Annotated in this window: 22 protein-coding genes; 13 read left to right on the forward strand and 9 right to left on the reverse strand. The window is 67.5% G+C overall.

The features are described from left to right. Positions 1–8: 8 nt before the first annotated feature. Together AC4D2R_RS15460 and AC4D2R_RS15465 are read left to right on the forward strand one after the other, a co-directional pair. Positions 9–431, forward strand: a complete 423-nt coding sequence (locus AC4D2R_RS15460; RefSeq protein ID WP_490903828.1) for a DUF485 domain-containing protein — start codon at positions 9–11, stop codon at positions 429–431. Beyond that, positions 428–2,065 (forward strand): solute symporter family protein, encoded by a 1,638-nt coding sequence (locus AC4D2R_RS15465; RefSeq protein ID WP_490941010.1) that lies wholly within the window; start codon positions 428–430, stop codon positions 2,063–2,065. Before AC4D2R_RS15460 ends, AC4D2R_RS15465 begins: the two co-directional genes overlap by 4 nt. A 99-nt stretch (positions 2,066–2,164) precedes the next feature. Here the strand turns inward: AC4D2R_RS15465 and AC4D2R_RS15470 are convergent, their stop codons facing one another. Both AC4D2R_RS15470 and AC4D2R_RS15475 read right to left on the reverse strand, forming a co-directional pair. Further along, entirely contained in the window at positions 2,165–2,491 is a 327-nt protein-coding gene (locus tag AC4D2R_RS15470; protein WP_490941011.1) for a hypothetical protein, read from the reverse strand. 159 nt (positions 2,492–2,650) lie between these two features. Next, the gene (locus AC4D2R_RS15475) at positions 2,651–3,124 is read right to left on the reverse strand and encodes an Lrp/AsnC family transcriptional regulator (RefSeq protein WP_490903825.1); all 474 of its coding nucleotides are present in this window, start codon (positions 3,122–3,124) and stop codon (positions 2,651–2,653) included. Between the two features lie 191 nt (positions 3,125–3,315). Between AC4D2R_RS15475 and pdhA the strand changes: the two genes are divergently transcribed. The 4 genes from pdhA to AC4D2R_RS15495 all read left to right on the forward strand — a co-directional run bounded on the left by pdhA (position 3,316) and on the right by AC4D2R_RS15495 (position 8,283). Continuing rightward, positions 3,316–4,455, forward strand: coding sequence for a pyruvate dehydrogenase (acetyl-transferring) E1 component subunit alpha (gene pdhA, locus AC4D2R_RS15480; RefSeq protein ID WP_490903824.1), 1,140 nt, complete (start codon positions 3,316–3,318; stop codon positions 4,453–4,455). Continuing rightward, positions 4,455–5,462 (forward strand): alpha-ketoacid dehydrogenase subunit beta, encoded by a 1,008-nt coding sequence (locus tag AC4D2R_RS15485; RefSeq protein WP_490941012.1) that lies wholly within the window; start codon positions 4,455–4,457, stop codon positions 5,460–5,462. The genes pdhA and AC4D2R_RS15485 overlap by 1 nt, the downstream gene beginning before the upstream one ends. Positions 5,463–5,470: 8 nt before the next feature. Beyond that, positions 5,471–6,901: a dihydrolipoamide acetyltransferase family protein gene (locus tag AC4D2R_RS15490; RefSeq protein ID WP_490941111.1), complete on the forward strand. Its 1,431-nt coding sequence runs from the start codon at positions 5,471–5,473 to the stop codon at positions 6,899–6,901. 227 nt (positions 6,902–7,128) lie between these two features. Next, complete coding sequence (locus AC4D2R_RS15495) at positions 7,129–8,283, forward strand: glutamate--cysteine ligase 2 (protein ID WP_490941013.1); 1,155 nt, start codon at positions 7,129–7,131, stop codon at positions 8,281–8,283. A gap of 68 nt (positions 8,284–8,351) precedes the next feature. On the opposite strand, the gene AC4D2R_RS15500 is transcribed toward AC4D2R_RS15495, so the two are convergent. From AC4D2R_RS15500 to AC4D2R_RS15520, 5 genes are all read right to left on the reverse strand, one after another. Next, positions 8,352–9,119: a GAF and ANTAR domain-containing protein gene (locus AC4D2R_RS15500; protein WP_490941014.1), complete on the reverse strand. Its 768-nt coding sequence runs from the start codon at positions 9,117–9,119 to the stop codon at positions 8,352–8,354. Between the two features lie 223 nt (positions 9,120–9,342). Beyond that, a complete protein-coding gene (locus AC4D2R_RS15505) occupies positions 9,343–9,765 on the reverse strand; it encodes a DUF6098 family protein (protein ID WP_490941015.1) in 423 nt (140 codons plus the stop codon). 288 nt (positions 9,766–10,053) lie between these two features. Beyond that, positions 10,054–10,410 carry a hypothetical protein gene (locus AC4D2R_RS15510; RefSeq protein ID WP_490941016.1) on the reverse strand — a complete coding sequence of 119 codons (357 nt, stop codon included), beginning with the start codon at positions 10,408–10,410 and terminating at the stop codon, positions 10,054–10,056. A gap of 69 nt (positions 10,411–10,479) precedes the next feature. Then, on the reverse strand, positions 10,480–11,793 hold the full coding sequence (locus AC4D2R_RS15515; RefSeq protein ID WP_490941017.1) for a DUF2252 domain-containing protein: 1,314 nt from the start codon (positions 11,791–11,793) through the stop codon (positions 10,480–10,482). Positions 11,794–11,802: 9 nt separating this feature from the next. Next, positions 11,803–12,402 (reverse strand): DinB family protein, encoded by a 600-nt coding sequence (locus AC4D2R_RS15520; protein WP_490941018.1) that lies wholly within the window; start codon positions 12,400–12,402, stop codon positions 11,803–11,805. A 116-nt stretch (positions 12,403–12,518) separates the two neighbouring features. On the opposite strand from AC4D2R_RS15520, the gene AC4D2R_RS15525 reads away from it, so the two are divergent. After that, on the forward strand, positions 12,519–13,796 hold the full coding sequence (locus tag AC4D2R_RS15525; RefSeq protein WP_490941019.1) for an MFS transporter: 1,278 nt from the start codon (positions 12,519–12,521) through the stop codon (positions 13,794–13,796). Positions 13,797–13,878: 82 nt separating this feature from the next. Here the strand turns inward: AC4D2R_RS15525 and AC4D2R_RS15530 are convergent, their stop codons facing one another. Both AC4D2R_RS15530 and AC4D2R_RS15535 read right to left on the reverse strand, forming a co-directional pair. Further along, on the reverse strand, positions 13,879–14,346 hold the full coding sequence (locus AC4D2R_RS15530) for a GNAT family N-acetyltransferase (RefSeq protein ID WP_490941020.1): 468 nt from the start codon (positions 14,344–14,346) through the stop codon (positions 13,879–13,881). A 76-nt stretch (positions 14,347–14,422) separates the two neighbouring features. Then, entirely contained in the window at positions 14,423–15,034 is a 612-nt protein-coding gene (locus AC4D2R_RS15535; RefSeq protein WP_490941021.1) for an SACE_7040 family transcriptional regulator, read from the reverse strand. Between the two features lie 120 nt (positions 15,035–15,154). On the opposite strand from AC4D2R_RS15535, the gene AC4D2R_RS15540 reads away from it, so the two are divergent. Genes AC4D2R_RS15540 through AC4D2R_RS15565 form a run of 6 tightly spaced genes read left to right on the forward strand, consistent with a single transcriptional unit; the run spans position 15,155 to position 22,152 of the window. Next, positions 15,155–16,759, forward strand: a complete 1,605-nt coding sequence (locus AC4D2R_RS15540) for a carboxyl transferase domain-containing protein (RefSeq protein WP_490941022.1) — start codon at positions 15,155–15,157, stop codon at positions 16,757–16,759. Between the two features lie 5 nt (positions 16,760–16,764). Beyond that, positions 16,765–18,960 (forward strand): acetyl/propionyl/methylcrotonyl-CoA carboxylase subunit alpha, encoded by a 2,196-nt coding sequence (locus tag AC4D2R_RS15545; protein WP_490941023.1) that lies wholly within the window; start codon positions 16,765–16,767, stop codon positions 18,958–18,960. After that, on the forward strand, positions 18,957–20,129 hold the full coding sequence (locus AC4D2R_RS15550) for an acyl-CoA dehydrogenase family protein (RefSeq protein ID WP_490941024.1): 1,173 nt from the start codon (positions 18,957–18,959) through the stop codon (positions 20,127–20,129). Before AC4D2R_RS15545 ends, AC4D2R_RS15550 begins: the two co-directional genes overlap by 4 nt. A gap of 30 nt (positions 20,130–20,159) precedes the next feature. After that, on the forward strand, positions 20,160–20,957 hold the full coding sequence (locus tag AC4D2R_RS15555) for a CoA transferase subunit A (RefSeq protein ID WP_490941025.1): 798 nt from the start codon (positions 20,160–20,162) through the stop codon (positions 20,955–20,957). A 3-nt stretch (positions 20,958–20,960) separates the two neighbouring features. Beyond that, a complete protein-coding gene (locus AC4D2R_RS15560; RefSeq protein ID WP_490903808.1) occupies positions 20,961–21,614 on the forward strand; it encodes a CoA transferase subunit B in 654 nt (217 codons plus the stop codon). Then, entirely contained in the window at positions 21,607–22,152 is a 546-nt protein-coding gene (locus AC4D2R_RS15565; RefSeq protein WP_490941026.1) for a MaoC family dehydratase, read from the forward strand. Before AC4D2R_RS15560 ends, AC4D2R_RS15565 begins: the two co-directional genes overlap by 8 nt. Positions 22,153–22,157: the final 5 nt, after the last annotated feature.

A 22,157-nucleotide genomic window follows, 5' to 3' on the forward strand; every position in this document is an offset into this window, starting at 1 on the left:
GAGGAATCATGGGTTCGCACCCAATCGAACCGGACGCCGGGACGCCGTCGTCCGCGGCGGGATCGCCGGCGCATGACGCCGGGATCCCCCCGGTGGACTTCACCGAGGTCCAGAACACCGAGCAGTTCAAGGAGCTGCGCAAGCGGCACCGCAGCTTCGTTTTCCCCATGGCCGTTGTGTTCCTGCTGTGGTACTTCGCGTACGTCCTCCTCGCGGACTACGCCCACGAGTTCATGGCGACCCCGGTGTTTGGCAACATCAACATCGGCATCATCCTTGGGCTGCTCCAGTTCGTGAGCACCTTCGCCATCACCATGTGGTACGTCAGCTACGCCAACCGCCGGCTCGATCCCATCGCCGCAGATATCCGCCACCAGCTTGAGACAGCGGCCCCCGAGGTATTCGACGACCCGACAGGCAGGACGAAATGACAACCTCCCTCACCACGGGGTTGATCCTGCCCCTGCAGACCGTGCCGTCAACCCGCGTCGGCGAGCCGTGGCTGAACATCACCATCTTCGGGTTGTTCGTGGCCATCACCCTCGTGATCGTGCTTCGGGCAAGCCGCAACAACAAGACCGCGGCCGACTACTACGCGGCCGGCCGCTCATTCACGGGCCCGCAGAACGGGACAGCGATCGCCGGGGACTACCTCTCCGCGGCGTCGTTCCTCGGCATCGTCGGTGCCATCGCCATCAACGGCTATGACGGCTTCCTCTACTCGATCGGCTTCCTCGTCGCGTGGCTCGTTGCACTGCTGCTCGTTGCCGAACTGCTGCGGAACACCGGCAAGTTCACGATGGCCGACGTCCTCTCCTTCCGGCTGAAACAGCGCCCGGTCCGGATTGCCGCCGCAATCACCACCCTCGCGGTCTGCTTCTTCTACCTGCTGGCGCAGATGGCCGGTGCCGGCGGACTCGTCTCGCTGCTGCTGGGCATCGACGACCGCGTCGGGCAGTCCCTCGTGATCGCCGTGGTCGGCATCCTCATGATCCTCTACGTACTGATCGGCGGCATGAAGGGCACCACCTGGGTGCAGATCATCAAGGCCTTCCTCCTCATCGTGGGTGCGTTCATCATGACCGTGTGGGTCCTGGCGATCCACGGGTTCAACTTCTCCGCCCTGCTCGGCGCCGCAATTGAAACCTCCGGCAACGCGGCGATCACCAGCCCCGGCCTGCAGTACGGCCTCACCGGAACGACCCGGCTCGACTTCGTGTCCCTGGCGCTCGCCCTGGTGCTCGGCACGGCGGCACTGCCGCACGTGCTCATGCGCTTCTACACCGTCCCGACGGCCAAGGAAGCCCGCCGCTCGGTGGTCTGGGCGATCTGGCTCATCGGCGCGTTCTACCTGTTCACCCTCGTGCTTGGATACGGCGCAAGCGCCCTGATCGGCGCCGAGCGGATCGCCGCCGCCCCCGGCGGGGTGAACTCGGCCGCACCGCTGCTCGCCTTCGAACTTGGCGGCCCGCTGCTGCTGGGGCTGATCTCGGCGGTCGCGTTCGCAACGATCCTCGCCGTGGTGGCGGGGCTCACCATCACCGCGGCCGCGTCGTTCGCCCACGACATCTACGCGAACGTCGTCCGCCGCGGCAAGGTCGACCCCGACGGCGAGGTCAAGGTGGCACGGCGGACCGTTGTCGTCATCGGCCTGCTCTCGATCCTTGGCGGCATCGGCGCCTCGGGCCAGAACATCGCCTTCCTCGTGGCGCTGGCGTTCGCCGTTGCGGCGAGTGCGAACCTTCCCACCATCCTCTACTCCCTGTTCTGGCGGAGGTTCAACACCCAGGGCGCGCTGTGGAGCATGTACGGCGGCCTCGGCTCGGCGATCCTGCTGATTGTGCTGTCGCCGGTGGTCTCGGGCGGGGAGAAGTCGATGATCCAGGGGGCGGACTTCTCGCTCTTCCCGCTCAGCAACCCCGGCATCGTCTCGATCCCGCTCGCGTTCTTCCTCGGCTGGCTGGGGACAACCCTCTCCAAGCGCACCGAGGATCCGCTGACGGCATCCGAGATGGAGGTCCGTTCGCTGACCGGCGTCGGTGCCGAGAAGGCGGTCGAGCACTAGGACCTGCCCCGGGCTGACGCCCGGCACTGGAAGGGGCCGAAGCACCGGAGTTCCGGTGCTTCGGCCCCTTCCTTTGGGTCCGGCCTCGTTGGGGTATGCCTAGTCGCTCGGGCTGATGTCCGTCGTGAGGTCGCGCTCGTCGGCGGTCTGCTCGTCCTTTTCCTCGGCCGGCCCCGTCGCCTTGTTCAGGCCCGGCGCGCGTCCTGCCGGATCGGTCTCCTCGTGGTCCGGCACGTAGGTAATCCCTCCCGCGCTGTCTGCTGCGGGGAGATCCTCACCGGCTGCATCACCGGCTGATTCGCCGGCGGGGGCATCGGCCGGCGAGGGGTCCTCGACGAGGTCGACATCGTCGCGTGGGATGGGGTTTCCTGCCTGCTCGAGGCCGTCGCGGGCCGGGCTCGACGGCTCTTCGGTGTTCGAATCCATTGCGCTCTCCTTCGCCGACCGGATCCGTGTGCCAGCCCGGACGGCTGTGCTTCAGCCCGTCCGCGAGGGCATCCGGTGATAGAACCATAACCCCGCCCGCCGGCCCCGGAAAGGGGAAGTGCGGGACTTGAAAGCGGGGCCCGCTGCTGCGTTCGGCTGCTACCGGGGGAGGGGGCCGCGCGTGAGCAGCGGCTCGACACGGAACGGCACAAGCTCGCCCATCGCCAGGGAAGTGTCGCAGCGTTCGACGCCGTTGCAGGCAAGGATCTTGCCGTTGATCCGAAAGAGGTCCTCGGCGTCGGTCGCGACCACGCGGACGAGGATGTCGGCGTGGCCGGAGAGCCCGTGCGCCTCGACGACCTCGGGAATCAGGCCGAGCTGGCGGGTGATCTCGGAAAGCTTCTGCTGCTGCACGTGAACGTGGATGAAAGCCATCAGGGGGTAACCCAGGGCCGCCGGGTTGATGCGCCGTTCGAAGGAGAGGAAGACCGATTTCTCCTCAAGCCGCGTCATGCGGGCCTGGACCGTGTTGCGGGACATTCCGAGCCGCTCGGCGATGGCGACGACGGTGCGGCGCGGGTCCTTTGCCATAGCCAGAAGCAGACGCATGTCCGTGCCGTCAAGGGGGTGCATAATGCGCAACGCTAACACGGGCGGCCGCGCCAGTACAGGGCACTCTGCTCAGTCAACGAACGATCGGTTGTGCCGCCTGTGCGGTGTGAGTAGGGTCACAAGTACTTCGGGTAATGGTGCCCGGAGGCTTCCGGCGGCGCTACAGCGAGGCCGGGGGAGTACCGCCCAGCACATGAAGGTGGCGTGGAATCGTGGCTCCGAACAACAGCCTGTCCCCAAGCAGCGGCCAACCGGAGCCTGCTTCCGGACTTGTCCAGCTCATTACCGCTGACGGCGTCCGCGTTCCGGACGCCCACTATGATCCCTTGGTTTCCGATATCGACGGCGCCGCGCTGCGCTCGCTGTACGAGGACATGGTCGTGGTGCGCCGCATCGACGCCGAAGCCACGGCGCTGCAGCGCCAGGGGGAACTCGCGTTGTGGCCGCCGCTGCTCGGCCAGGAGGCCGCCCAGATCGGGTCGGGCCGCGCACTGCGCAGCGACGACTTCGTCTTCTCCAGCTACCGCGAGAACGCCGTGGCGTACTGCCGGGGAGTCGACCTCACCGACATCCTGCGCGTCTGGCGGGGCAACGCGTCCTCCGGCTGGGACCCCTACACGATCAACATGGCCACCCCGCAGGTGATCATCGGCGCACAGACGCTTCACGCAACCGGGTACGCCATGGGCATCCTCCACGACGGAGACGACGCCGTCGCCGTGGCCTACTTCGGCGACGGAGCCACAAGCCAGGGCGACGTCAACGAGGCGATGGTGTTCTCGGCCAGCTACCAGGCGCCGGTGATCTTTTTCTGCCAGAACAATCACTGGGCGATCTCCGAACCGGTCGGGCTCCAGGCCCATGTGCCGATCGCGAACCGCGCCCCGGGTTTCGGGATCCCCTCGGTCCGGGTGGACGGCAACGACGTCCTTGCCTGCCTGGCCGTGACCCGGGAGGCCCTGGCGCGGGCCCGCTCCGGCGGCGGGCCGACCTTCATTGAGGCCGTCACCTACCGCATGGGACCGCACACCACGGCCGACGACCCCACCCGGTACCGGGACCCGAACGAGCTTGAAGACTGGGCCGCCAAGGACCCGCTGGCACGCATCGCCTCGCTCCTCGATTCGATGGACCTTCTCGACGCCGACTACACCGATTCAGTGCGGGCGAAGGCCGACGCCGTTGCCGCCGAACTGCGGGCAGGATGCCTCTCGATGCCGGAACCGGCCCCGGCCGACGTCTTCCGCCACGTGTACAGCACACCGAACTCCTGGCTTGAGCGGCAGCAGGACCAGTACGAGCGGTATCTCGCGTCGTTCTCCGCCGGCGCAACCTCCGAGGGGAGCAACTGATGTCGACGATGACTTTCGGCCGCGCGATCAACGCCGGCCTGCGGCGCGCAATGGACGCCGACCCGAAGGTGGTCCTCATGGGGGAGGACATCGGCAAGCTCGGCGGTGTCTTCCGCATCACCGACGGCCTGCAGAAGGATTTCGGCCCGCACCGGGTGCTCGACAGCCCCCTCGCGGAAGCGGGGATCATGGGCACCGCCGTCGGAATGGCCTACCGGGGCTACCGTCCGGTTGTGGAGATCCAGTTCGACGGATTCATCTACCCGGCCTTCGACCAGATCGTGTGCCAGGTGGCGAAGATCCACTACCGCACCCAGGGTGCCGTGAAGATGCCCATCACCGTCCGCGTCCCATTTGGCGGCGGGATCGGCTCGCCCGAGCATCACTCCGAATCACCTGAGGCCTACTTCACCCACACCTCGGGCCTGCGGGTCATCAGCCCTTCGAACCCCCAGGACGCCTACACGATGATCCAGCAGGCGATCGCCTGCGACGACCCGGTCCTCTACTTCGAGCCCAAGCGCCGCTACCACACCAAGGGCGAGGTCGATGAGGGCTCCGACCCGGGGTCGTCGTCAATGGAACAGGCGCGCGTGGTCACCCCCGGCACCGACGTCACCCTCGTCACCTACGGTCCGCTGGTGCCCACGGCCCGCGACGCAGCGGTTGCGGCGGGCGACGAGGGCATCTCCATCGAAGTCATCGACCTGCGCTCGCTCGCCCCGATCGACTTCGCCACTGTCGAAGCGTCGGTGCGGAAGACCGGACGCCTTGTTATCACCCATGAGGCGGCCCAGTCCGGCGGCCTCGGTGCCGAGATCGCAGCGAGCATCACCGAACGGTGCTTCTACCACCTTGAGCACGCTCCGGTCCGGGTCACCGGCTTCGACATTCCCTACCCGTACTCCAAGCTCGAGTTCCACCACCTGCCCGACCTCGACCGCATCCTCGACGGGGTTGACCGCGCGCTGGGGCGGCCCAACTCGCTGAGCGGAATCGACGCGTGAGCGCCGGGATGATCAAGGAATTCCGCCTTCCCGACCTCGGCGAGGGACTCACCGAGTCGGAGATCGTCAGCTGGCACGTGGCGGTCGGAGACACGGTTGAACTGAATCAGGTGATTGCCGACGTCGAGACGGCGAAGGCCGTGGTCGAGCTCCCCTCACCGTACGCGGGCATCGTTGCGGCGCTCCACGAGCAGCCGGGAAGCGTCGTGGCGGTTGGAGCGCCGATCGTTTCCTTCGAGGTTCCGGCGCCCGCGGTGCCGGCGTCCGAGGGCCAGGCGCGCTCCCTCGAAGGAGCCCAGGCTCCCGCCAAGCGGGAACCGAACCTCGTTGGCTATGGTGCGGCAGTTGAGAAGAGCGGACGACCCGCCCGGCGCTCGCGCAGCTTCCCTCCCGCGGGCGTCAGCCTGCTTGAGGCCGCCACGCCTGCTGCCCTCGCCGTTCCGCCGCCTCCGGCATTGCGGAACCCGGCACCGGATGCCGGGCGGGGGGCGCCGGCCGGTCCTGCGGGCCCGACGGTGCGGCTCGAGCGGCCGCGGTCAACGCCGCCGGTGCGGAAGCTCGCCCGCGATCTCGGCCTGAACCTCGAGGACATCGAAGGCACGGGCCCGAGCCAGCTCATCCTGCGCGAGGACGTGCTCCGCGCGGCCCGTGCCGATGGCGTTCCTTCCCCTGCTCCCGTGCAGGGCGCAGTCCCGGACGGCTCTTCGCAGGCGCCGTCCTCCGGGGTGGTTGAGGGAGCCCTTGAGACCCGGACCCCGATCAAGGGGATGCGGAAGCATACCGCCGCCGCGATGGTGGCAAGCGCCTTCACGGCGCCGCACGTGACGGAGTTCCTCACCGTCGACGTCACTGCAACGATCGACCTCCTGGCCAGGATCAAGGACTCGCGGCAGTTCGCCGGCGCGCGGGTGACTCCGCTGACGATCGTCGCCAAGGCCCTGTGCATCGCCCTGGCGCGGAACCCCAGCCTGAACTCGCGGTGGGACGAAACGGCGGGGGAGATCGTCACCTACCACTACGTGAACCTCGGCATCGCGGCGGCCACGCCCCGGGGGCTGCTCGTCCCCAATATCAAGAACGCGCACGGGCTCAGCCTCCTTGAGCTTGCCGGGAAACTGAAGGAGCTCACCGACACGGCCAGGGCCGGCACCACGGCGCCCGCGGATCTCTCCGGCGGCACCATCTCCATCACGAACATCGGCGTCTTCGGCATCGATGCCGGAACGCCGATCCTCAACCCCGGCGAGGCGGCGATCCTTGCCATGGGAGCGGTGAGGCGCATGCCGTGGGAGTTCGAGGGCGGCATCGCCCTGCGGTCGGTGCTGACGCTGAGTCTCTCCTTCGACCACCGCCTCGTCGACGGCGAACAGGGCTCGCGGTTCCTGGCCGACATCGGAACCATCCTCAACGACCCGGGAATGCTCGTCACCATGGTGTAGCCGTCCCGGCCCGGGCCGCCGTCCAGTCCCGGGCCGGGCAAGACCTTGCACGGCGGGTGCAGCCGGTTTAGCCTTGATTTCCGATCAACTGGGGTTAAGCAGCGGCCCGGTGTTTCCCGTTCCAAGAGCGCTCCGTGAGGGCTCGCCGCACTTTCAGCATTTCCGCACGCCCGCAGCCCGCTGCGGCTCGTCCCTTTGTTCCTGCTTCCCCCGGGGGTGGTTACCTGATGCGGTCCTTCGGCGTTGAGGAGGAGTTCCTCCTCGTAGATGAAGTGGAAGGCGTTGCGCTCCCATTGGCGCAGGCGATCCAGGATTCGCCGCTGGGCGGTGGCCTGACGATCGAGATGAAGCAGGAGCAGATCGAAACCTGCACCCGGCCCTCGTACTCGCTCGAGGAACTAGCGGCCCATATCACCGGGTGCCGTGCTGCCGCCGATTCGGCGGCGCACGCGGGGGGGGCCCGGGTGGCCGCGATCGCGACGTCGCCGCTGCCTGTCCAGTCCCGCCTCAGCCCGGGGCGGCGGTACGCGGAAATGGTGGACCGGTTCCAACTGACGGCGCGCGAACAGCTCACCTGCGGCTGCCACGTGCACGTGGGGGTGGAGTCCGACGAGGAGGGCGTGGCGGTCCTGGACAGGATCCGGATCTGGCTTCCGGTGCTGGCGGCGCTGAGCACGAATTCGCCCTTCTGGAATGGTGAGGACACCGGTTACGCAAGTTTCAGGACGCAGGCCTGGAACCGGTGGCCCACTGCCGGCCCCTGCGACATCTTCGGGTCGGCCGAGAACTACCACCGGTGCGTCAACGGCCTGCTCGACTCGGATGTGCCGCTTGACCTTGGGCAGATCTACTTCGACGCCCGCCTCAGCCATAACCACCCCACGGTTGAAGTGCGGGTGGGTGATGTGTGCCTCCATCCGGACGACACCGTGCTTATCGCGGCGCTGGTGCGCGCCCTGGTCGAGACGGCGGCAAGGCAGTGGCGTGAAGGGTCACCCCCGCCCGCCGTTCCCACCGCCCAGCTGCGCGTTGCCTCATGGCGTGCTGGACGGTTCGGCCTCGACGGGGAGCTGCTGCACCCGGTCGAGAACCTACCACGCCCTGCGCCCGCCGTGGTTTCCGCACTCCTCAATCACGTTCGGCCGGTGCTCTGCGAGCAGGGCGAACTGCCCCTCGTGCAATCCCTCGTACGCCAGATCCTGGCCCGGGGAACCGGCGCCCGCCGACAGCGGGCGGCCTACGACCAGAGGGGGGACCTGAGGGACGTTGTCGCGGACTGCGTGTTCATCAGCAATCTTCCACTCGCACCGATAGGCCGGCGGCACGACGCGTCACTTGGGGCGTTCTCCGTCGAGCCCGTGCGGAACGGCCGACGCGGGTAGTCCATCCATCCGCCCGGACACCCGGTCATCCCGCCGCGGGCTGGCACCGGATCGCTGCACCGCGCCGTTCAGCTTTCAAAGTGAGCAGACGGTGCATGATGGCCCGTGGAGTCGACCACGGCGGCCGCCACGTCACGGAGCTTCACGTTCCTGGCGCTCGAGGCGGCCTTCAGGATGGTCATTGCGGAGGCCTGGCTGCACCTGTTCTGCGCCATGATGATGCCCGCGGCCAGATCGATCGTGGTGCGCGAGTCCATCGCCGCCTTGAGGTTCCGGCCGTTGTCGGTGAGGTTGGCGATGCGCACCGCCAACCGGAGCGACTTCGACGCCTCACGGGCGAACTGTTCGGCGGCGTCGACCGCGGTTTCGTCGAACGCCGCGGGGGAGGTCGAGTAGAGGTTGAGCCCGCATGCGGCGTCGCCGTCCAACGGGATGGGGACCCCAAGGATGGACCGGATTCCGTACTTGGCCACGGCGGCCCGGTACTCCGGCCAGCGGCGGTCCTGTTGGAGGTCGGGTACGTCGACGGTCTCGTTCGTGCGTGCAGCCGTCAGGCATGGCCCGTCGTCGAGGGAGGACTGTATCGCGTCCATGTCCTGCGCCTGCCAGCTGCTGCTGGCGACAGTACCGCTCTTCCGCGGCCGCATCAGCGTGATCCCGCAGTGCACCTCCCGGCCGGGTCCTGCCAGTTGGTCAACGGCCAGGCCCGCGACGTCGTCAAGGAACTCCTTGACGTCCCGGCACTCCAGAACGATGTTTTGAAGCAGTCCGGAGATGTCGCCGCCGACTGCGGCCTGCCCTGCCGACTCGGCTCCAGTGACTTCCTCGATTGACATACCGCTCCCGCCAGGGTCGCGACGCCCTGGTGCCGGCATTGAAGCCAAAGACGGGAAGGGTGCCTGTGCCGCCTGCTGCTAAGCGACACTCCCCACTCTACTCCTCACCAGCCGGCCGGGACCCGGCCGCCCGGGCCGGAACGGCGCAACACCAGTTCTCCCGCCGCTGCGTTTTGCCATACGCTTTCGGGGCAGTTGCGCGGGCGCGCAATGCCGACGAAGTCTAAGGTCCCTGCCGGGCGGCGAACTGCTCCTCGTACACCCTCTCGGCTTCCCCGAGGAGCGCGTCGTCGAGCCTGCCGAGCGGTTGAACGTCGACCAGCAGCGGCTCGCAGTCGGGCCCGCGTCCAACGCACCGGCCCGTGAGGACCCAGGCGTGGCGGTCCTTCCTGTCACCCAGGTGCCTGTATTGGCACACCTGCCGGGCCAGCCAGTCCCTCAAAGGCCGCGTCCACCAGCCCTCCGGGGTCAGGGGGTTGACGGACAGGCCGGGGAGTGTCAATCCGCTCTCCGAGTCGGTGCTCTGCGAGCCGGAGTCGGCCTCGTATCCCTCGGAGTACCTGATGTAGACGTTTTCCCCGGCTGCAACGAGCCGCTCCAGTTCGCCGAGGTCCTTCACAACGCTGGAGTCCGTCCTGGCTGCCATTGCTACCTCCTTGTGGTGGCGGGATCGCCGGGCCCTCGACCGGGACGGCGGGCAGCCGCCCGTCGAGGGTACGCCGGCGTTTCCCGCAAACCGAAATCTCCTTCACGGGCAATCCGTAAGCATGCTTAGTACACTCAACGATGCGTGCCGCTGAGAGCTGCGGTCAAGCATTTCGCGAGGTCAAGGAACTGGTGCGGTCAAGGAACTGGTGCGGTCAAGGAACCACGAGCTGCAGTGGAAACCCATCGAGGTCGACGCGGCACCGGTTCGGCAGCGGGGGCGCGCGGATCAGCCGGCCGACGGCTCCGCGGTCTGGCCGCAGGCCCGGCGCAGGTCGTCGATTGCGCCGTCGGGCGCGTTGTCGCCGGCCTCGGTGATGCGCTCCAACGGAGCAAGGATTGTGTCAGGGACGCCCGCTGTTCGCGCGGCGGGCACAAGGCCCGACAGGGCCTCCATCTCCCTGGCGCTGATCAATCCGTCCTCCGCCAGTGCACAGGCCCGCTCCTGGACCTCGCGGGCTCCGGCCGATGCGGCTTCGGAAACGGCGTCCCGGGCTTTCTCTTCGACCTGGGCGCACCCTCCAAGGAGAGCGGCCGAGGCAACGGCCAGCGGAACGATGATCCTGGCGGCGCGGAAAGTTTTCACGGCACAAGCCTACTGCCCTTCAGGGCGGCAGGGGGATCCTGCCGGGCGCCGGGGTCTTGGGCCGGGTCTTCAGGTTGCGGGGACGGCGCTGATCTTGCCCTCGCGGAATGCTTCGACGAAAAGCGCGTGGTCCTCGCGAACGGAGGCGGCGTAGCCGATTGAGAACTCGATGATGTCGCTCAGGAACTCGTCCTGTCTTCCTTCAATCGCCTCGATGATCGCTGTCTCGGTGCGGAATGGCACGAGATCGTGGTCGCTGTCCTCGTCGGTGGAGCAGTGGATCTTCGCGGTTGCCTGGCCCAGGCCCTGCAGCACGGGGTCCATGTCGGCCGGCTCGGTCAGGTCCTCCCAGTCGAGGTCGCGCTTGTAGGGGGAGAGCTCCGAGACAACATAGGAGACGCCGTCAATGGTGGTGTAGCCAAGGAAAGGGTCGGTGTGGGTCTGGAGGGAGCGCTGGCTGATGACAGCCCGGTGGCCGTCGTCGATGAAGTAGTCCCGCACGCGCTCGTCGTTGACGATGCGGCTCGGCGCCGCGATGTTCGACTGCTTGACGCTGAGGATGATGTCGTTTTCCTGCGCCTCGTCATAGCCTTCGATCAGCACGTTGTAGGCGGGCAGCCCAGCGCTGCCGATCCCGAACCCGTTCCGGCCGACAATGCCCTTCACCTCGTAGAACACTCCGCGCCGCGACCGCTCGTTTTCCGGGATGGTGGTGAGGTACTCATCGAACGCCGTGGCGACCTTGGCATATTCAGTTTCGTCGAGGCGGCGGGTCGACCCGTTGTCGCGGAAGTGCCGCTCGTGGTCTTCGACCCGCGTGAGCGATTCGAGCATCTGCGTCCGCCGCGAGGCGCGGGCAGCGTGGAGGACCCTGCGGATGGCGCCGTCGGTGTTGTGGAGCCCGAAGGCGAAGTCGGCGTCCTCGGCTTTGACATAGTCCCGGACCCTGTCGAGGTAGCTGCGGAGATAGGTTTCCGCGAGGTCGGTAACGGCCTGTGCCGGCAGCGCCTTCTGCCAGCACAGCAGCGCCAGGGAAGCGACGAACCGGCGCAGGTCCCAGGAGAAATGGCCGACGTACGCCTCGTCGAAGTCGTTCACATCGAAGGTGAGCCGGCCCTGGTTGCTCATGTAGGTGCCGAAGTTCCCCGCATGCAGGTCACCGTGGATCCAGACCCGGCCGGTGCGCTCGTTGGCCCAACGGTCCTCGAGGTCTTCCATGTCGGAATAGAAGATTGAGGCGCTGCCACGGTAGAACGCGTAGGGGTCGGCTGCCATCTTCCGGAAGCGCGCCCGGAAGGCCCGCGGATCCGCTCCCATGAGCGCCTCGTGGGCCTCAACAAGGGTGTCGATAATGTGCTGTTGGCGGTGCGCGGAGTCGACCATGCGCCCAGCCTACGCCCCGGAGACGCGTGCTTCGGCTTCAGCCTGCCGGGCGGCCGCTTCAATCCTGGCGCGGTGCCGCTCCCATTCCCTGTTGGTCCGCCGTGTCACGTTCGGATCGTCGGGGCCGTTGCCTGCGGCGCCGTCGATGAGTTCGCGCAGGATGTCTGCGTGCCCGGCGTGCCGGGATGTTTCGACGCACATGTGCACCAGGATCTGATGGAGCGTCACGCGCCGGCGCTCCGGCGGCCACCATTGAACCTCGCCGACGGCGGTGAGCGGAAGAGCCTCGATTGTCGAGTCGCTGTGCGCGGCCGAGAAGCGGTGCAGTTCGATGATCTCCGTCCTGGATTCTTCCGGGGCCGCCCACATGTCGGCGTCCGGCTCGGCGTCCTCGGCCAGCGAGGGAAGCAGGCGGCCGCTGGGGCGGCCAAAGACCTCACCGAAGTAACCGAGTTCCACGCTTGCCACGTGCTTGACGAGCCCAAGGAGGTTCGTTCCGGTCGGCGTCAGCGGGCGGCGGATGTCGTATTCACCGAGCCCTTCGAGTTTCCCCAGCAGGTCGGCCCGGCGGATGCGGAGGTACGTGAGGAGGGTTGCTTTCTCGTCCATTGACGCACTCTACCCGGGAGGCGCTGCCTCCGGCGTCGGCGCTTTCCGCGCCTTTTGGGGCACGGAGGCAGGTGCGAAGCATTGTGGAATGGGGGAGTCAATGCAATTGTCGTCGGGTGGACGATGACGGCGGGCCTGCACAGCACGGGCCGGGACTGCCCGGCGGTGAGGGTCCGCCCCTTGGCGCCGCCTTCTGGACCCTGTGGAGTGCCTCGGGATTGTCAAACCTCGCCGACGGCATCCTCAAGGTCGCCCTGCCGCTGATCGCCCTGCGCTTCACCGATTCGCCCACCCTGATCGCGGGGCTCGCCGTCGCGCTGTCGCTTCCCTGGCTGCTGTTCGCCCTGCCGGCCGGAGCGCTCGCCGACCGGAGCGACCGGCGCCGGATCATGCTCGCGGCAAACACCGCCCGTGCGGCCCTCCTGTTGGCCCTTGCCCTTGCGCTCCTGACGCGGCTCGATCCGCTGGTGGTGCTTTACCTCGCGGCGTTCGGCATCGGCTGTTCCGAGACCGCCTACGACACTTCCGCCCAGTCGATCCTGACGCAGGTGGTGTCCCGCTCCGCGCTGTCCCGGGCCAACGGCCGGCTTTTCGCCGTTGAACTGACGGCGAACCAGTTCATCGGCCCGCCGCTGGGCGCAGCGCTCGTCGTTGTTGGTGCCGCCCTTGCCCTGACCGTTCCCGCGGCCCTGTGGGTCTGTGCAGTTGGCGCCTTGATGTTCGTCCGAGGGTCGTTCCGGGTGGAGCGGACCGGCTCATCGACGGTGCGCGCCGATATCGCCGAAGGCCTCGGTTTCCTGTGGAGCCGGCCGCTCCTGCGCACCCTCGCGGTCATGGTTGGGGGATTCAACTTCGCCTCGAATGCCGCATTCACGGTTCTCGTGCTGTTCGCCGTGGGGCCGGGCTCGGCCATGAACCTCTCGGCGCCAGGCTACGGGCTGCTGCTGACCTCCGTTGCCGTCGGCAGCCTGATGGGCTCCTTCGTCGCCGAACAGGCGGAGAAGCGCATTGGCCGTTCACGTTCTCTGGCGCTGGCCATCCTTGCGAGCACTCTCCTCATTGCCACGCCGGCACTGACCGCGGAGCCGCTGCTCATCGGCACCGCCTTCTTCGTGGGCGGCGCGGCCATCGCGGTGTGGAACGTAATTTCCGTGTCGCTGCGGCAGCGGATCACCCCGGACCGGCTCCTGGGCCGGGTCAACAGCGCCTACCGGCTCGTGGCATGGGGCACGATGCCGGCCGGTGCCGCGGCCGGCGGGCTGCTCGCCCAGTTTCTCGGGCTGCCTGCGGTCTTCGCCATCATGGGGGTTGTGACACTCGCGCTGCTGCTGGGCATGAAGATCGTCACCGAGCCGGCCATCCGGGCCGCCGAGCGCGAAGCCGAGGCCGGCTGAGGGCGCTCACCACACGTGCCGGCCAGCCTGGGCCGCCCGAACCGGCGGTGTGCGTTCCCCGCGTGAGAGCTGCGGGAACCGGCTAGCGCAGTTCGAGGATGAGTTCCTTGACGACCGCCCCGCGGGCATTGGCGAAGCCCTGCGCCTCGCCGACCTGCTCGAAACCCCAGCGCTCAAGGATGCGGATGGAGCTGACGTTGTCGGCCACAGCGCGGGCGCGCAGCGGGCGGACCGTCACTTCCTTGAGGAATTGGCCGACCGCCGCCGTCGTGATGCCCTGCCCCCAGCGGGACTTGTCGATCCAGTAGCTGATCTCGGGTGTCTCGTCGTCGTGGTAGGCAAGGATGCTGCCCACCACGACGCCGTCGGAGAGGATGGTGCGCACCGTGATGCGCGGGTTGTTGAGGATGTCCTGCCAGTGGTGGTCGAACACGCCGCGGTCGGCGGGGTTCTTCGCCGCGAACGCCGCCATGTGGTTTGCACTCGGATCGAGTTGGTGCGCGAAAAATTCGTCCAGATCGGAGGCTTCAACGGGGCGGAGCTCAATCACAGCGGAACTTTCGGTTAGGGGACGGTGCGGGCGTTGCTTGGAAACCAGCGTACTAGCAGCGGGGGTCCATGGCGGGCTAGGCGTTGAGGGCGGCCCAGGCCATGTCTTCGAGCAGGCCGCGCAGCCCGGCGATATCCTTTGAGGTCTTGCTTCCTGCGCTTGAGTGCGGAGTCGAGTTGATCAGCCCGAAGACGGCGTGGGCCTTCCGGCGCAGGCGCAGCAGGTCCGCGCCGGGGGCCTGCTCGGCCATCACGTCGACCCACACCTCAACGTAGCGGCGCTGCAGCGAGCGGACAGTCTGTTCGTCCTCCCGGGAGAGGCTGCTGAGGTCCCGGTCCTGGACCCGGATGACGTTGGCGTTGCTGAGCGCGAAATCCACCTGGAACTCGATGAGTCCGCGCAGGGCGCTCTCCGGATCGGCCGAGGTCTCCACAACGGTTCGGCCGCCCTCGAGCAGGTCCTCGCTGACTCCCGTGAGCAGCGCCGAGAGCACGGCGGGCTTGCCGCTGAAGTGGCGGTACACGGCGGGTCCGCTGACGCCGGCCGCCGACCCGAGGTCTTCGATCGAGACACCGTTGTACCCGCGCTCGGCGAAGAGTTGGGCCGCAGCCGAAAGGAGGGCGGCGCGGCGGGAAGCCTTGGCGATGCTGCGGCCCGTCATCCGGTCTACTGCGGGCGGTGACTCCATGGGTAATCCTTTACTGGGAGACGAGGGTGCTCCCTATTCTGGTGGACAGGCCGGTTAATAGCCACTAACCTAAAACTCGGTTAGTGCACACTAACTCAGAGCAATTTGAGGAAGTAGTCGATGGAGACGCTGTCGTCGAAGGTGGACACCACCGCCGAGACCTTCGCTGAAAACGATGCCGCCCAGCGGCGGCTGGCGGAGGAACTGCGCGAACGCCTGGCCGAGGCCGCCCTCGGCGGGCCGGAGAAGTCCCGGGAGCGCCACCTCGCCCGCGGCAAGCTCCTTCCGCGCGAACGCATCGACGTCCTGCTCGATGAAGGAAGCCCCTTCCTCGAAATAGCGCCGCTTGCGGCAAACGGCATGTATGACGACGAAAGTCCCGGTGCGGGAGTGATCGCCGGCATCGGCTTGGTGCACGGACGCCAGGTGCTCGTCATCTCCAACGACGCGACCGTCAAGGGCGGCACCTACTATCCCCTCACCGTGAAGAAGCACCTGCGCGCCCAGGAAGTGGCGCTCGAGAACAACCTTCCCTGCGTCTACCTCGTTGACTCCGGGGGCGCCTACCTTCCCAAACAGGACGAAGTGTTCCCCGACCGGGACCACTTCGGGCGCATCTTCTACAACCAGGCAACCCTTTCCGCCCGGAAAATCCCCCAGATCGCCGCGGTGATGGGCTCCTGCACCGCCGGCGGAGCCTACCTTCCCGCGATGAGCGATGAAACGGTCATCGTCCGGAACCAGGGCACCATCTTCCTCGGCGGCCCGCCGCTGGTGAAGGCCGCCATCGGTGAAATCGTCACGGCCGAGGAACTCGGCGGCGGCGAGCTCCACTCCCGCGTTTCCGGCGTCACCGACCACCTCGCTGAGAACGACACCCACGCGCTGGAGATCGTCCGCGACATCATCTCGACGCTTCCCGTTCCGCAGCCCGCCTGGGACACCGTTCCCGTCCAGCCTCCCGCGGTGGAGCCGGACGAACTCTACGGTGCTGTGCCGGTTGACGTGAACGCCGCATACGACGTCCGCGAGGTCATCGCCCGCCTCGTGGACGGTAGCCTCTTCCACGAGTTTAAGCGCGAATACGGAACAACGCTGGTGACCGGATTCGCCACGCTCTCCGGGCACAAGGTGGGCATCGTAGCCAACAACGGGGTGCTGTTCAGCGAATCGGCGCTCAAAGGCGCCCACTTCATCGAGCTGTGCGACCAGCGCGGAATTCCCCTGATCTTCCTGCAGAACATCTCCGGGTTCATGGTCGGCAAGGACTCCGAGGCCGGCGGGATCGCCAAGCACGGCGCCAAGATGGTGACCGCCGTTGCCACCTGCCGGGTTCCCAAGCTGACGGTCGTGATCGGCGGCTCCTTCGGTGCCGGCAACTATTCGATGTGCGGGCGGGCCTACTCGCCCCGCTTCCTGTGGATGTGGCCGGCCAGCCGCATTTCGGTCATGGGCGGCAACCAGGCCTCCTCCGTCCTCAGCACCGTCAAGCGCGACCAGCTCGAGGCCCGCGGGGAGTCCTGGAGCGCCGAGGAGGAGGCTGCCTTCGCTGCTCCCATCAGGGAGCAGTACGAGGCGCAGGGGAGCCCCTACTACTCAACCGCCCGGCTTTGGGACGACGGAATCATCGACCCCGCGGACACCCGCACCGTGCTCGGGCTGGCGCTTGATGTCTGCGCCAACGCCCCGCTGCCGGAAACCTCCTTCGGCCTCTTTCGGATGTGAGCCCCATGCCCCCAACAACCCCCCAGCGGCCAGTCTTTTCGACGGTACTGATCGCCAACCGCGGCGAAATCGCCTGCCGGGTCATCCGGACCCTGCGGTTCCTCGGCATCCGTTCCGTCGCCGTGTACAGCGACGCCGACGCGCAGGCACGGCACGTCCGCGAGGCCGACACCGCCGTGAGGATCGGCCCCGCGTCGCCCACCGAAAGCTACCTCAAGGCCGAGGCGATCATTGCGGCGTGCCGGCGCACCGGCGCCGAAGCGGTACACCCCGGCTACGGTTTCCTGAGCGAGAACGCCGGGTTTGCCCAGGCCCTTGCCGAGGCTGGCATCGTGTTCATCGGGCCCGGGGTTCATGCCCTCAATGTCATGGGCGACAAGATCCGCTCCAAGAACCACGTCGCAGGCCACGGCGTTCCCGTGGTGCCGGGCCTTGCCGAGCCCGGACTCACCGATGCGCAGCTGGTGGAGGCGGCCGATGCGATCGGCTACCCGCTGCTGATCAAGCCGTCGGCCGGCGGCGGCGGCAAGGGCATGCACGCCGTCCACGACCGGGCGGACCTCCCGGCCACGCTGGTGACCGCCCGCCGGGTAGCGGCATCGGCCTTTGGGGACGACACCCTGTTCCTCGAACGCCTTATCTCCGCGCCGCGCCACATCGAGGTGCAGGTCCTCGCCGACGGCCACGGCAACGTCGTCCACCTCGGGGAGCGGGAATGCTCCCTGCAGCGCAGGCACCAGAAGGTCATCGAAGAGGCGCCCTCGCCGCTGCTGAACGAGGCCACCCGGGCCCGGATCGGCGAAGCGGCATGCAACGCGGCCCGCAGCGTCGACTACACCGGAGCAGGAACGGTCGAGTTCCTTGTCTCCGACGCCGCACCGGAGGAGTTCTTCTTCATGGAGATGAACACCCGGCTCCAGGTCGAGCACCCGGTTACCGAACTTGTCACGGGGATCGACCTCGTCGAGTGGCAGGTGCGCATCGCGGCCGGGGAGGCGCTGGACTTCACCCAGGACGACGTCGCCCTCACCGGGCACGCCGTCGAGGCTCGGGTGTACGCGGAGAACCCCGAGGCGGGATTCCTCCCCTCGACGGGCACCGTGCTGCGGCTCGAGGAACCGGCAGGTGAGGGCATCCGGGTCGACAGTTCGCTGCTGCCCGGCCTGACGATCCCCGCAGCGTACGATCCGATGCTCTCAAAGGTCATCGCCTGGGGCAGGGACCGCACCGAGGCACTGAACCGGCTCGACGCGGCGCTCGGATCCTCCGTTGTGCTCGGCATAGACACCAACACCGAATACCTGCGGCTGCTCCTTCGCGACGACGACGTCCGTGCCGGCCGCCTCGACACGACCCTCATCGAACGGAAGATGCCGCAGCTGGCATTCCGGGCCGTCACCGACGCGGAACTCGCCGTTCTCGCGGCGGGGATGCTCGAGGCCGAGACACCGGTTCGTTCCGGCGCGGGCGCCGCCGGGACGGATCCGACGGCCGCATCCGCGAACGCCGCCGGGAGTGACGGCGCAGCGGAACTGCCGCCATGGCAGCGCAGGGACGGCTTCCGCGTCGGTGCGCCCCGGCCCCGCACCCTGAGCCTCGAAGTGGGGCCCGACGACGTCCGGCAGGTGACGCTCCGGCCGGTGCCGGATGGACAGCCGTCCGGCACCGGCACCACCTATGCCGTCGCCGTCGACGGCGGCACCGAACTGAGCGTTCAGCTCGACGGCGCCGGCGGTGCCGTCGTCGACGGCCTGCGCACCCCCGCCGCAACCGCCCACCACGACGGAGTGGCCTGGCTGGGGGAGGACGGCTGGTCCGTCTCGGTGCGCCGGCAGAGCCGGAGCGCACGGCTGCAGGCACAGCTCGCACTGGTGGCCCGCGCCGGAGCGGCGGCCGATCCGCTCGTCCGCAGTCCCATGCCCGGGACAGTCGTCTCGGTGTCGGTGAACGACGGCGACACCGTGGAGGCGGGCCAGGTGCTCCTTGGCGTCGAGGCAATGAAAATGGAACACCAACTCGTGGCCGCCGTGGCCGGAACCGTCCACCTCACCCTGAAGCCGGGCGACCTCGTCAAGGCCAACCAGGTTGTGGCGAGCATCCACGTCGAGCCGGCCGGCCCCGGGTCAGCGGAAGACCCGACGAACGGCCAGACAGAGCCGTCACCTCAGCAACCCACAGTGAAGGAAGTGCCAGCACGATGAACTTTGAACTCAGCGAGGAATACCAGGACCTCGTCGACACGGTGCGCGACTTCGCCGATGAGGTAGTGGCGCCCGTTTCCGCCAAGCACGACGAGGAACACAGCTTCCCGTACGAAGTGGTCAAGCAGATGGCCGACATGGGCCTGTTCGGGCTTCCCTTCCCCGAGGAGTACGGAGGAATGGGCGGGGACTACTTCGCCCTGTGCCTCGCCCTCGAGCAGCTGGCCCGGGTTGACCAGTCGGTGGCCATCACGCTCGAGGCCGGCGTCTCACTGGGCGCCATGCCCGTGTACCGGTTCGGCACCGAAGCGCAGAAGCAGCAGTGGCTTCCGTCCCTTGCCTCGGGCAAGGCCCTCGGCGGGTTCGGCCTCACCGAGTCGGAGGCCGGGTCCGACGCCTCGGGAACCCGGACGACCGCGAGGCTCGAGGACGGACCGAACGGTCCCGAGTGGGTCATCAACGGCACCAAGGAATTCATCACCAACTCCGGCACCGATATCACCACCCTTGTCACCGTCACCGCTGTGACGGGCACCTCCGAAGGCGCGAACGGCACAGTGAAGAAGGAGATTTCCACGATCCTCGTGCCCTCGGACACTCCCGGCTTCACCGCCGAAAAGGCCTACAACAAGGTGGGCTGGAACGCCTCCGACACGCACCCGCTCACGCTGCGGGACGTCCGCGTGCCCGAAGCGAACCTGCTGGGCACCCGCGGGCGCGGCTACGCGAACTTCCTGCAGATCCTCGACGAGGGCAGGATCGCCATCGCGGCGCTTGCCACCGGCGCCGCCCAGGGCTGCGTTGAGCAGTCGCTGAAGTACGCCAAGGAAAGGCAGGCGTTCGGCACCAACATCGGCTCCTACCAGTCCATCCAGTTCAAGATCGCCCGGATGCAGGCCCGCGCGCACACGGCGCGGCTCGCCTACTACGACGCCGCCTCCCGGATGCTTGCCGGAAAGCCATTCAAGACGCAGGCTTCGATCGCTAAGCTGGTCGCGGGCGAGGCCGCAATGGACAACGCCCGCGACGCAACTCAGATCTTCGGCGGGTATGGATTCATCAACGAGTTCGCCGTCGCACGGCACTACCGCGATTCGAAGATCCTTGAGATCGGCGAAGGCACCACCGAGGTGCAGCTGATGCTTATCGCACGCGAGCTTGGCCTGTAACCTGCCGACAACGGAGTTGAAGGAGACGCAGTGATCGACAAAGTTGTGCCAAGCCCGGCCGAGGCCGTCGCTGACATTCCCGACGGCGCGAGCCTGGCCGTGGGCGGCTTCGGGCTGTGCGGCATTCCCACCGCACTCATCGAGGCCCTCCACGAGCAGGGGACCAGCGGGCTCGAGACGATCAGCAACAACTGCGGGGTCGATGACTGGGGGCTCGGGGTGCTGCTGGCCGACCACCGCATCCGCCGCACCATCAGCTCCTACGTCGGCGAGAACAAGGAGTTCGCCCGCCAGTACCTCTCCGGCGAGCTTGAAGTGGAACTGACGCCGCAGGGAACCCTCGCCGAAAAGCTGCGGGCCGGCGGCGCGGGCATCCCCGCCTTCTACACCACCGCCGGCGTCGGCACGCAGGTGAGCGAAGGCGGGCTTCCACAGAAGTACGACGCCGACGGGAACGTCATCGTTGCTTCAAAGGCCAAGGAAGTGCGCATCTTCGACGGGACCGATTACGTCCTCGAGGAATCGGTGCGGCCCGACTTTGCGCTGGTCCACGCCTGGAAGGGTGACCGGCACGGCAACCTCGTCTTCCATGCGACGGCCATGAACTTCAACCCGCTGTGCGCCCAGGCCGGAAAGATCACCATCGCCGAGGTCGAGGAGCTCGTCGAGCCCGGTGAACTCGACCCTGAACACGTCCACATTCCCGGCATCTTCGTCCAGCGGGTCGTGCTCGTTCCCGACGTTGAGAAGCGTATCGAAAAGCGCACCGTGTCCCTCGGCTCCGGCACATCCGGCGCCGGCACATCCGGTACGACGAAAGAGGCCTGAGCCATGGCACTGACACGGAACGAACTGGCGGCGCGGGTGGCCCAGGAACTCGAGAACGGCCAGTACGTCAACCTCGGGATCGGCATGCCGACCCTCATCCCAAACTACATCCCGGAATCCGTCGAGGTGGTCCTCCACTCCGAAAACGGAATCCTCGGCGTCGGCCCGTATCCCACCGAGGAGCAGCTCGACCCGGACCTGATCAATGCCGGCAAGGAAACCGTCACCGCCAACCCGGGCGCTGCGTTCTTCGACTCGGCGGCCTCCTTCGGCATGGTGCGCGGCGGGCACGTGGATGTCGCGGTGCTCGGTGCAATGGAGGTCGCGGCGAACGGCGACCTCGCGAACTGGATGATCCCCGGAAAGATGGTCAAGGGCATGGGCGGGGCGATGGACCTCGTCTTCGGCGCCAAACGGCTGATCGTCATGATGGAACACGTCGACCGTTCGGGCGGACCCAAGATCGTTGAACGCTGCTCGCTGCCGCTGACGGGCAAGGGCTGCGTGGACCGGATCATCACCGATCTCGCCGTCATCGACGTCGACGCCTCACGCAACGGCGGGACGCTGATCCTGCGCGAGACAGCGCCGGGTGTCGAGGTCGACGAAGTCATCGCCAAGACCGGGGCTCCCCTTGAGGTCCGCCTCAATGGATGAGGAGACCGGGACGCCCCGCGGGCGCGTGATCGAACAGCGCGGACTGTACTTCGATGAACTGGAGCCCGGAGCGGTCTACGCCCACAGGCCCGGCCGCACCCTGACCGAAGCCGACAACGTGCTCTTCACAACGCTGACGATGAACTCGCAGGCCCTGCACCTTGACGCCGCATGGGCTCAGACGCAGCCGTTCGGGCGGAGGCTCATGAACTCGATGCTCACCCTTTCCACAATGGTGGGGCAGTCGGTCACGCAGCTGACGCAGGGCACCATCGTGGCCCAGCTCGGCCTCACCGATGTCCGCTTCCCCCACCCGGTCTTCCACGGTGACACGCTTTACACCGAAACCGAGATCACGGGGGTCAGGGAGTCGGCGTCCCGGCCCGGACAGGGGATTGTCTCCATGGTCCATACCGGAAGGAACCAGGACGGCGTGGTTGTTGCCTCGGCGGCGCGGTCGGTCCTGATGTGGTCGAAGGCCGGGCACGCTGCTGCCGAACTCGCGGGCGCCGGTGCGCCGCTGGAGGAGGGGTCGTGAGCGGC

The sequence above is a fragment of the Arthrobacter sp. TJ-217 genome, assembly GCF_058269255.1.

Bases quoted from the DNA above. Each gene is read 5' to 3' on its own strand.
- AC4D2R_RS15485 (WP_490941012.1), top strand. From the start codon at position 4,455: ATGTCGACGATGACTTTCGGCCGCGCGATCAACGCCGGCCTGCGGCGC.
- AC4D2R_RS15545 (WP_490941023.1), top strand. From the start codon at position 16,765: ATGCCCCCAACAACCCCCCAGCGGCCAGTCTTTTCGACGGTACTGATC.
- AC4D2R_RS15540 (WP_490941022.1), top strand. From the start codon at position 15,155: ATGGAGACGCTGTCGTCGAAGGTGGACACCACCGCCGAGACCTTCGCT.
- AC4D2R_RS15560 (WP_490903808.1), top strand. From the start codon at position 20,961: ATGGCACTGACACGGAACGAACTGGCGGCGCGGGTGGCCCAGGAACTC.
- AC4D2R_RS15500 (WP_490941014.1), bottom strand. From the start codon at position 9,119: ATGTCAATCGAGGAAGTCACTGGAGCCGAGTCGGCAGGGCAGGCCGCA.
- AC4D2R_RS15565 (WP_490941026.1), top strand. From the start codon at position 21,607: ATGGATGAGGAGACCGGGACGCCCCGCGGGCGCGTGATCGAACAGCGC.
- AC4D2R_RS15490 (WP_490941111.1), top strand. From the start codon at position 5,471: ATGATCAAGGAATTCCGCCTTCCCGACCTCGGCGAGGGACTCACCGAG.
- AC4D2R_RS15520 (WP_490941018.1), bottom strand. From the start codon at position 12,402: ATGGACGAGAAAGCAACCCTCCTCACGTACCTCCGCATCCGCCGGGCC.
- AC4D2R_RS15535 (WP_490941021.1), bottom strand. From the start codon at position 15,034: ATGGAGTCACCGCCCGCAGTAGACCGGATGACGGGCCGCAGCATCGCC.
- AC4D2R_RS15515 (WP_490941017.1), bottom strand. From the start codon at position 11,793: ATGGTCGACTCCGCGCACCGCCAACAGCACATTATCGACACCCTTGTT.
- AC4D2R_RS15475 (WP_490903825.1), bottom strand. From the start codon at position 3,124: ATGCACCCCCTTGACGGCACGGACATGCGTCTGCTTCTGGCTATGGCA.
- AC4D2R_RS15465 (WP_490941010.1), top strand. From the start codon at position 428: ATGACAACCTCCCTCACCACGGGGTTGATCCTGCCCCTGCAGACCGTG.
- AC4D2R_RS15495 (WP_490941013.1), top strand. From the start codon at position 7,129: ATGCGGTCCTTCGGCGTTGAGGAGGAGTTCCTCCTCGTAGATGAAGTG.
- AC4D2R_RS15470 (WP_490941011.1), bottom strand. From the start codon at position 2,491: ATGGATTCGAACACCGAAGAGCCGTCGAGCCCGGCCCGCGACGGCCTC.
- AC4D2R_RS15460 (WP_490903828.1), top strand. From the start codon at position 9: ATGGGTTCGCACCCAATCGAACCGGACGCCGGGACGCCGTCGTCCGCG.
- AC4D2R_RS15505 (WP_490941015.1), bottom strand. From the start codon at position 9,765: ATGGCAGCCAGGACGGACTCCAGCGTTGTGAAGGACCTCGGCGAACTG.
- AC4D2R_RS15550 (WP_490941024.1), top strand. From the start codon at position 18,957: ATGAACTTTGAACTCAGCGAGGAATACCAGGACCTCGTCGACACGGTG.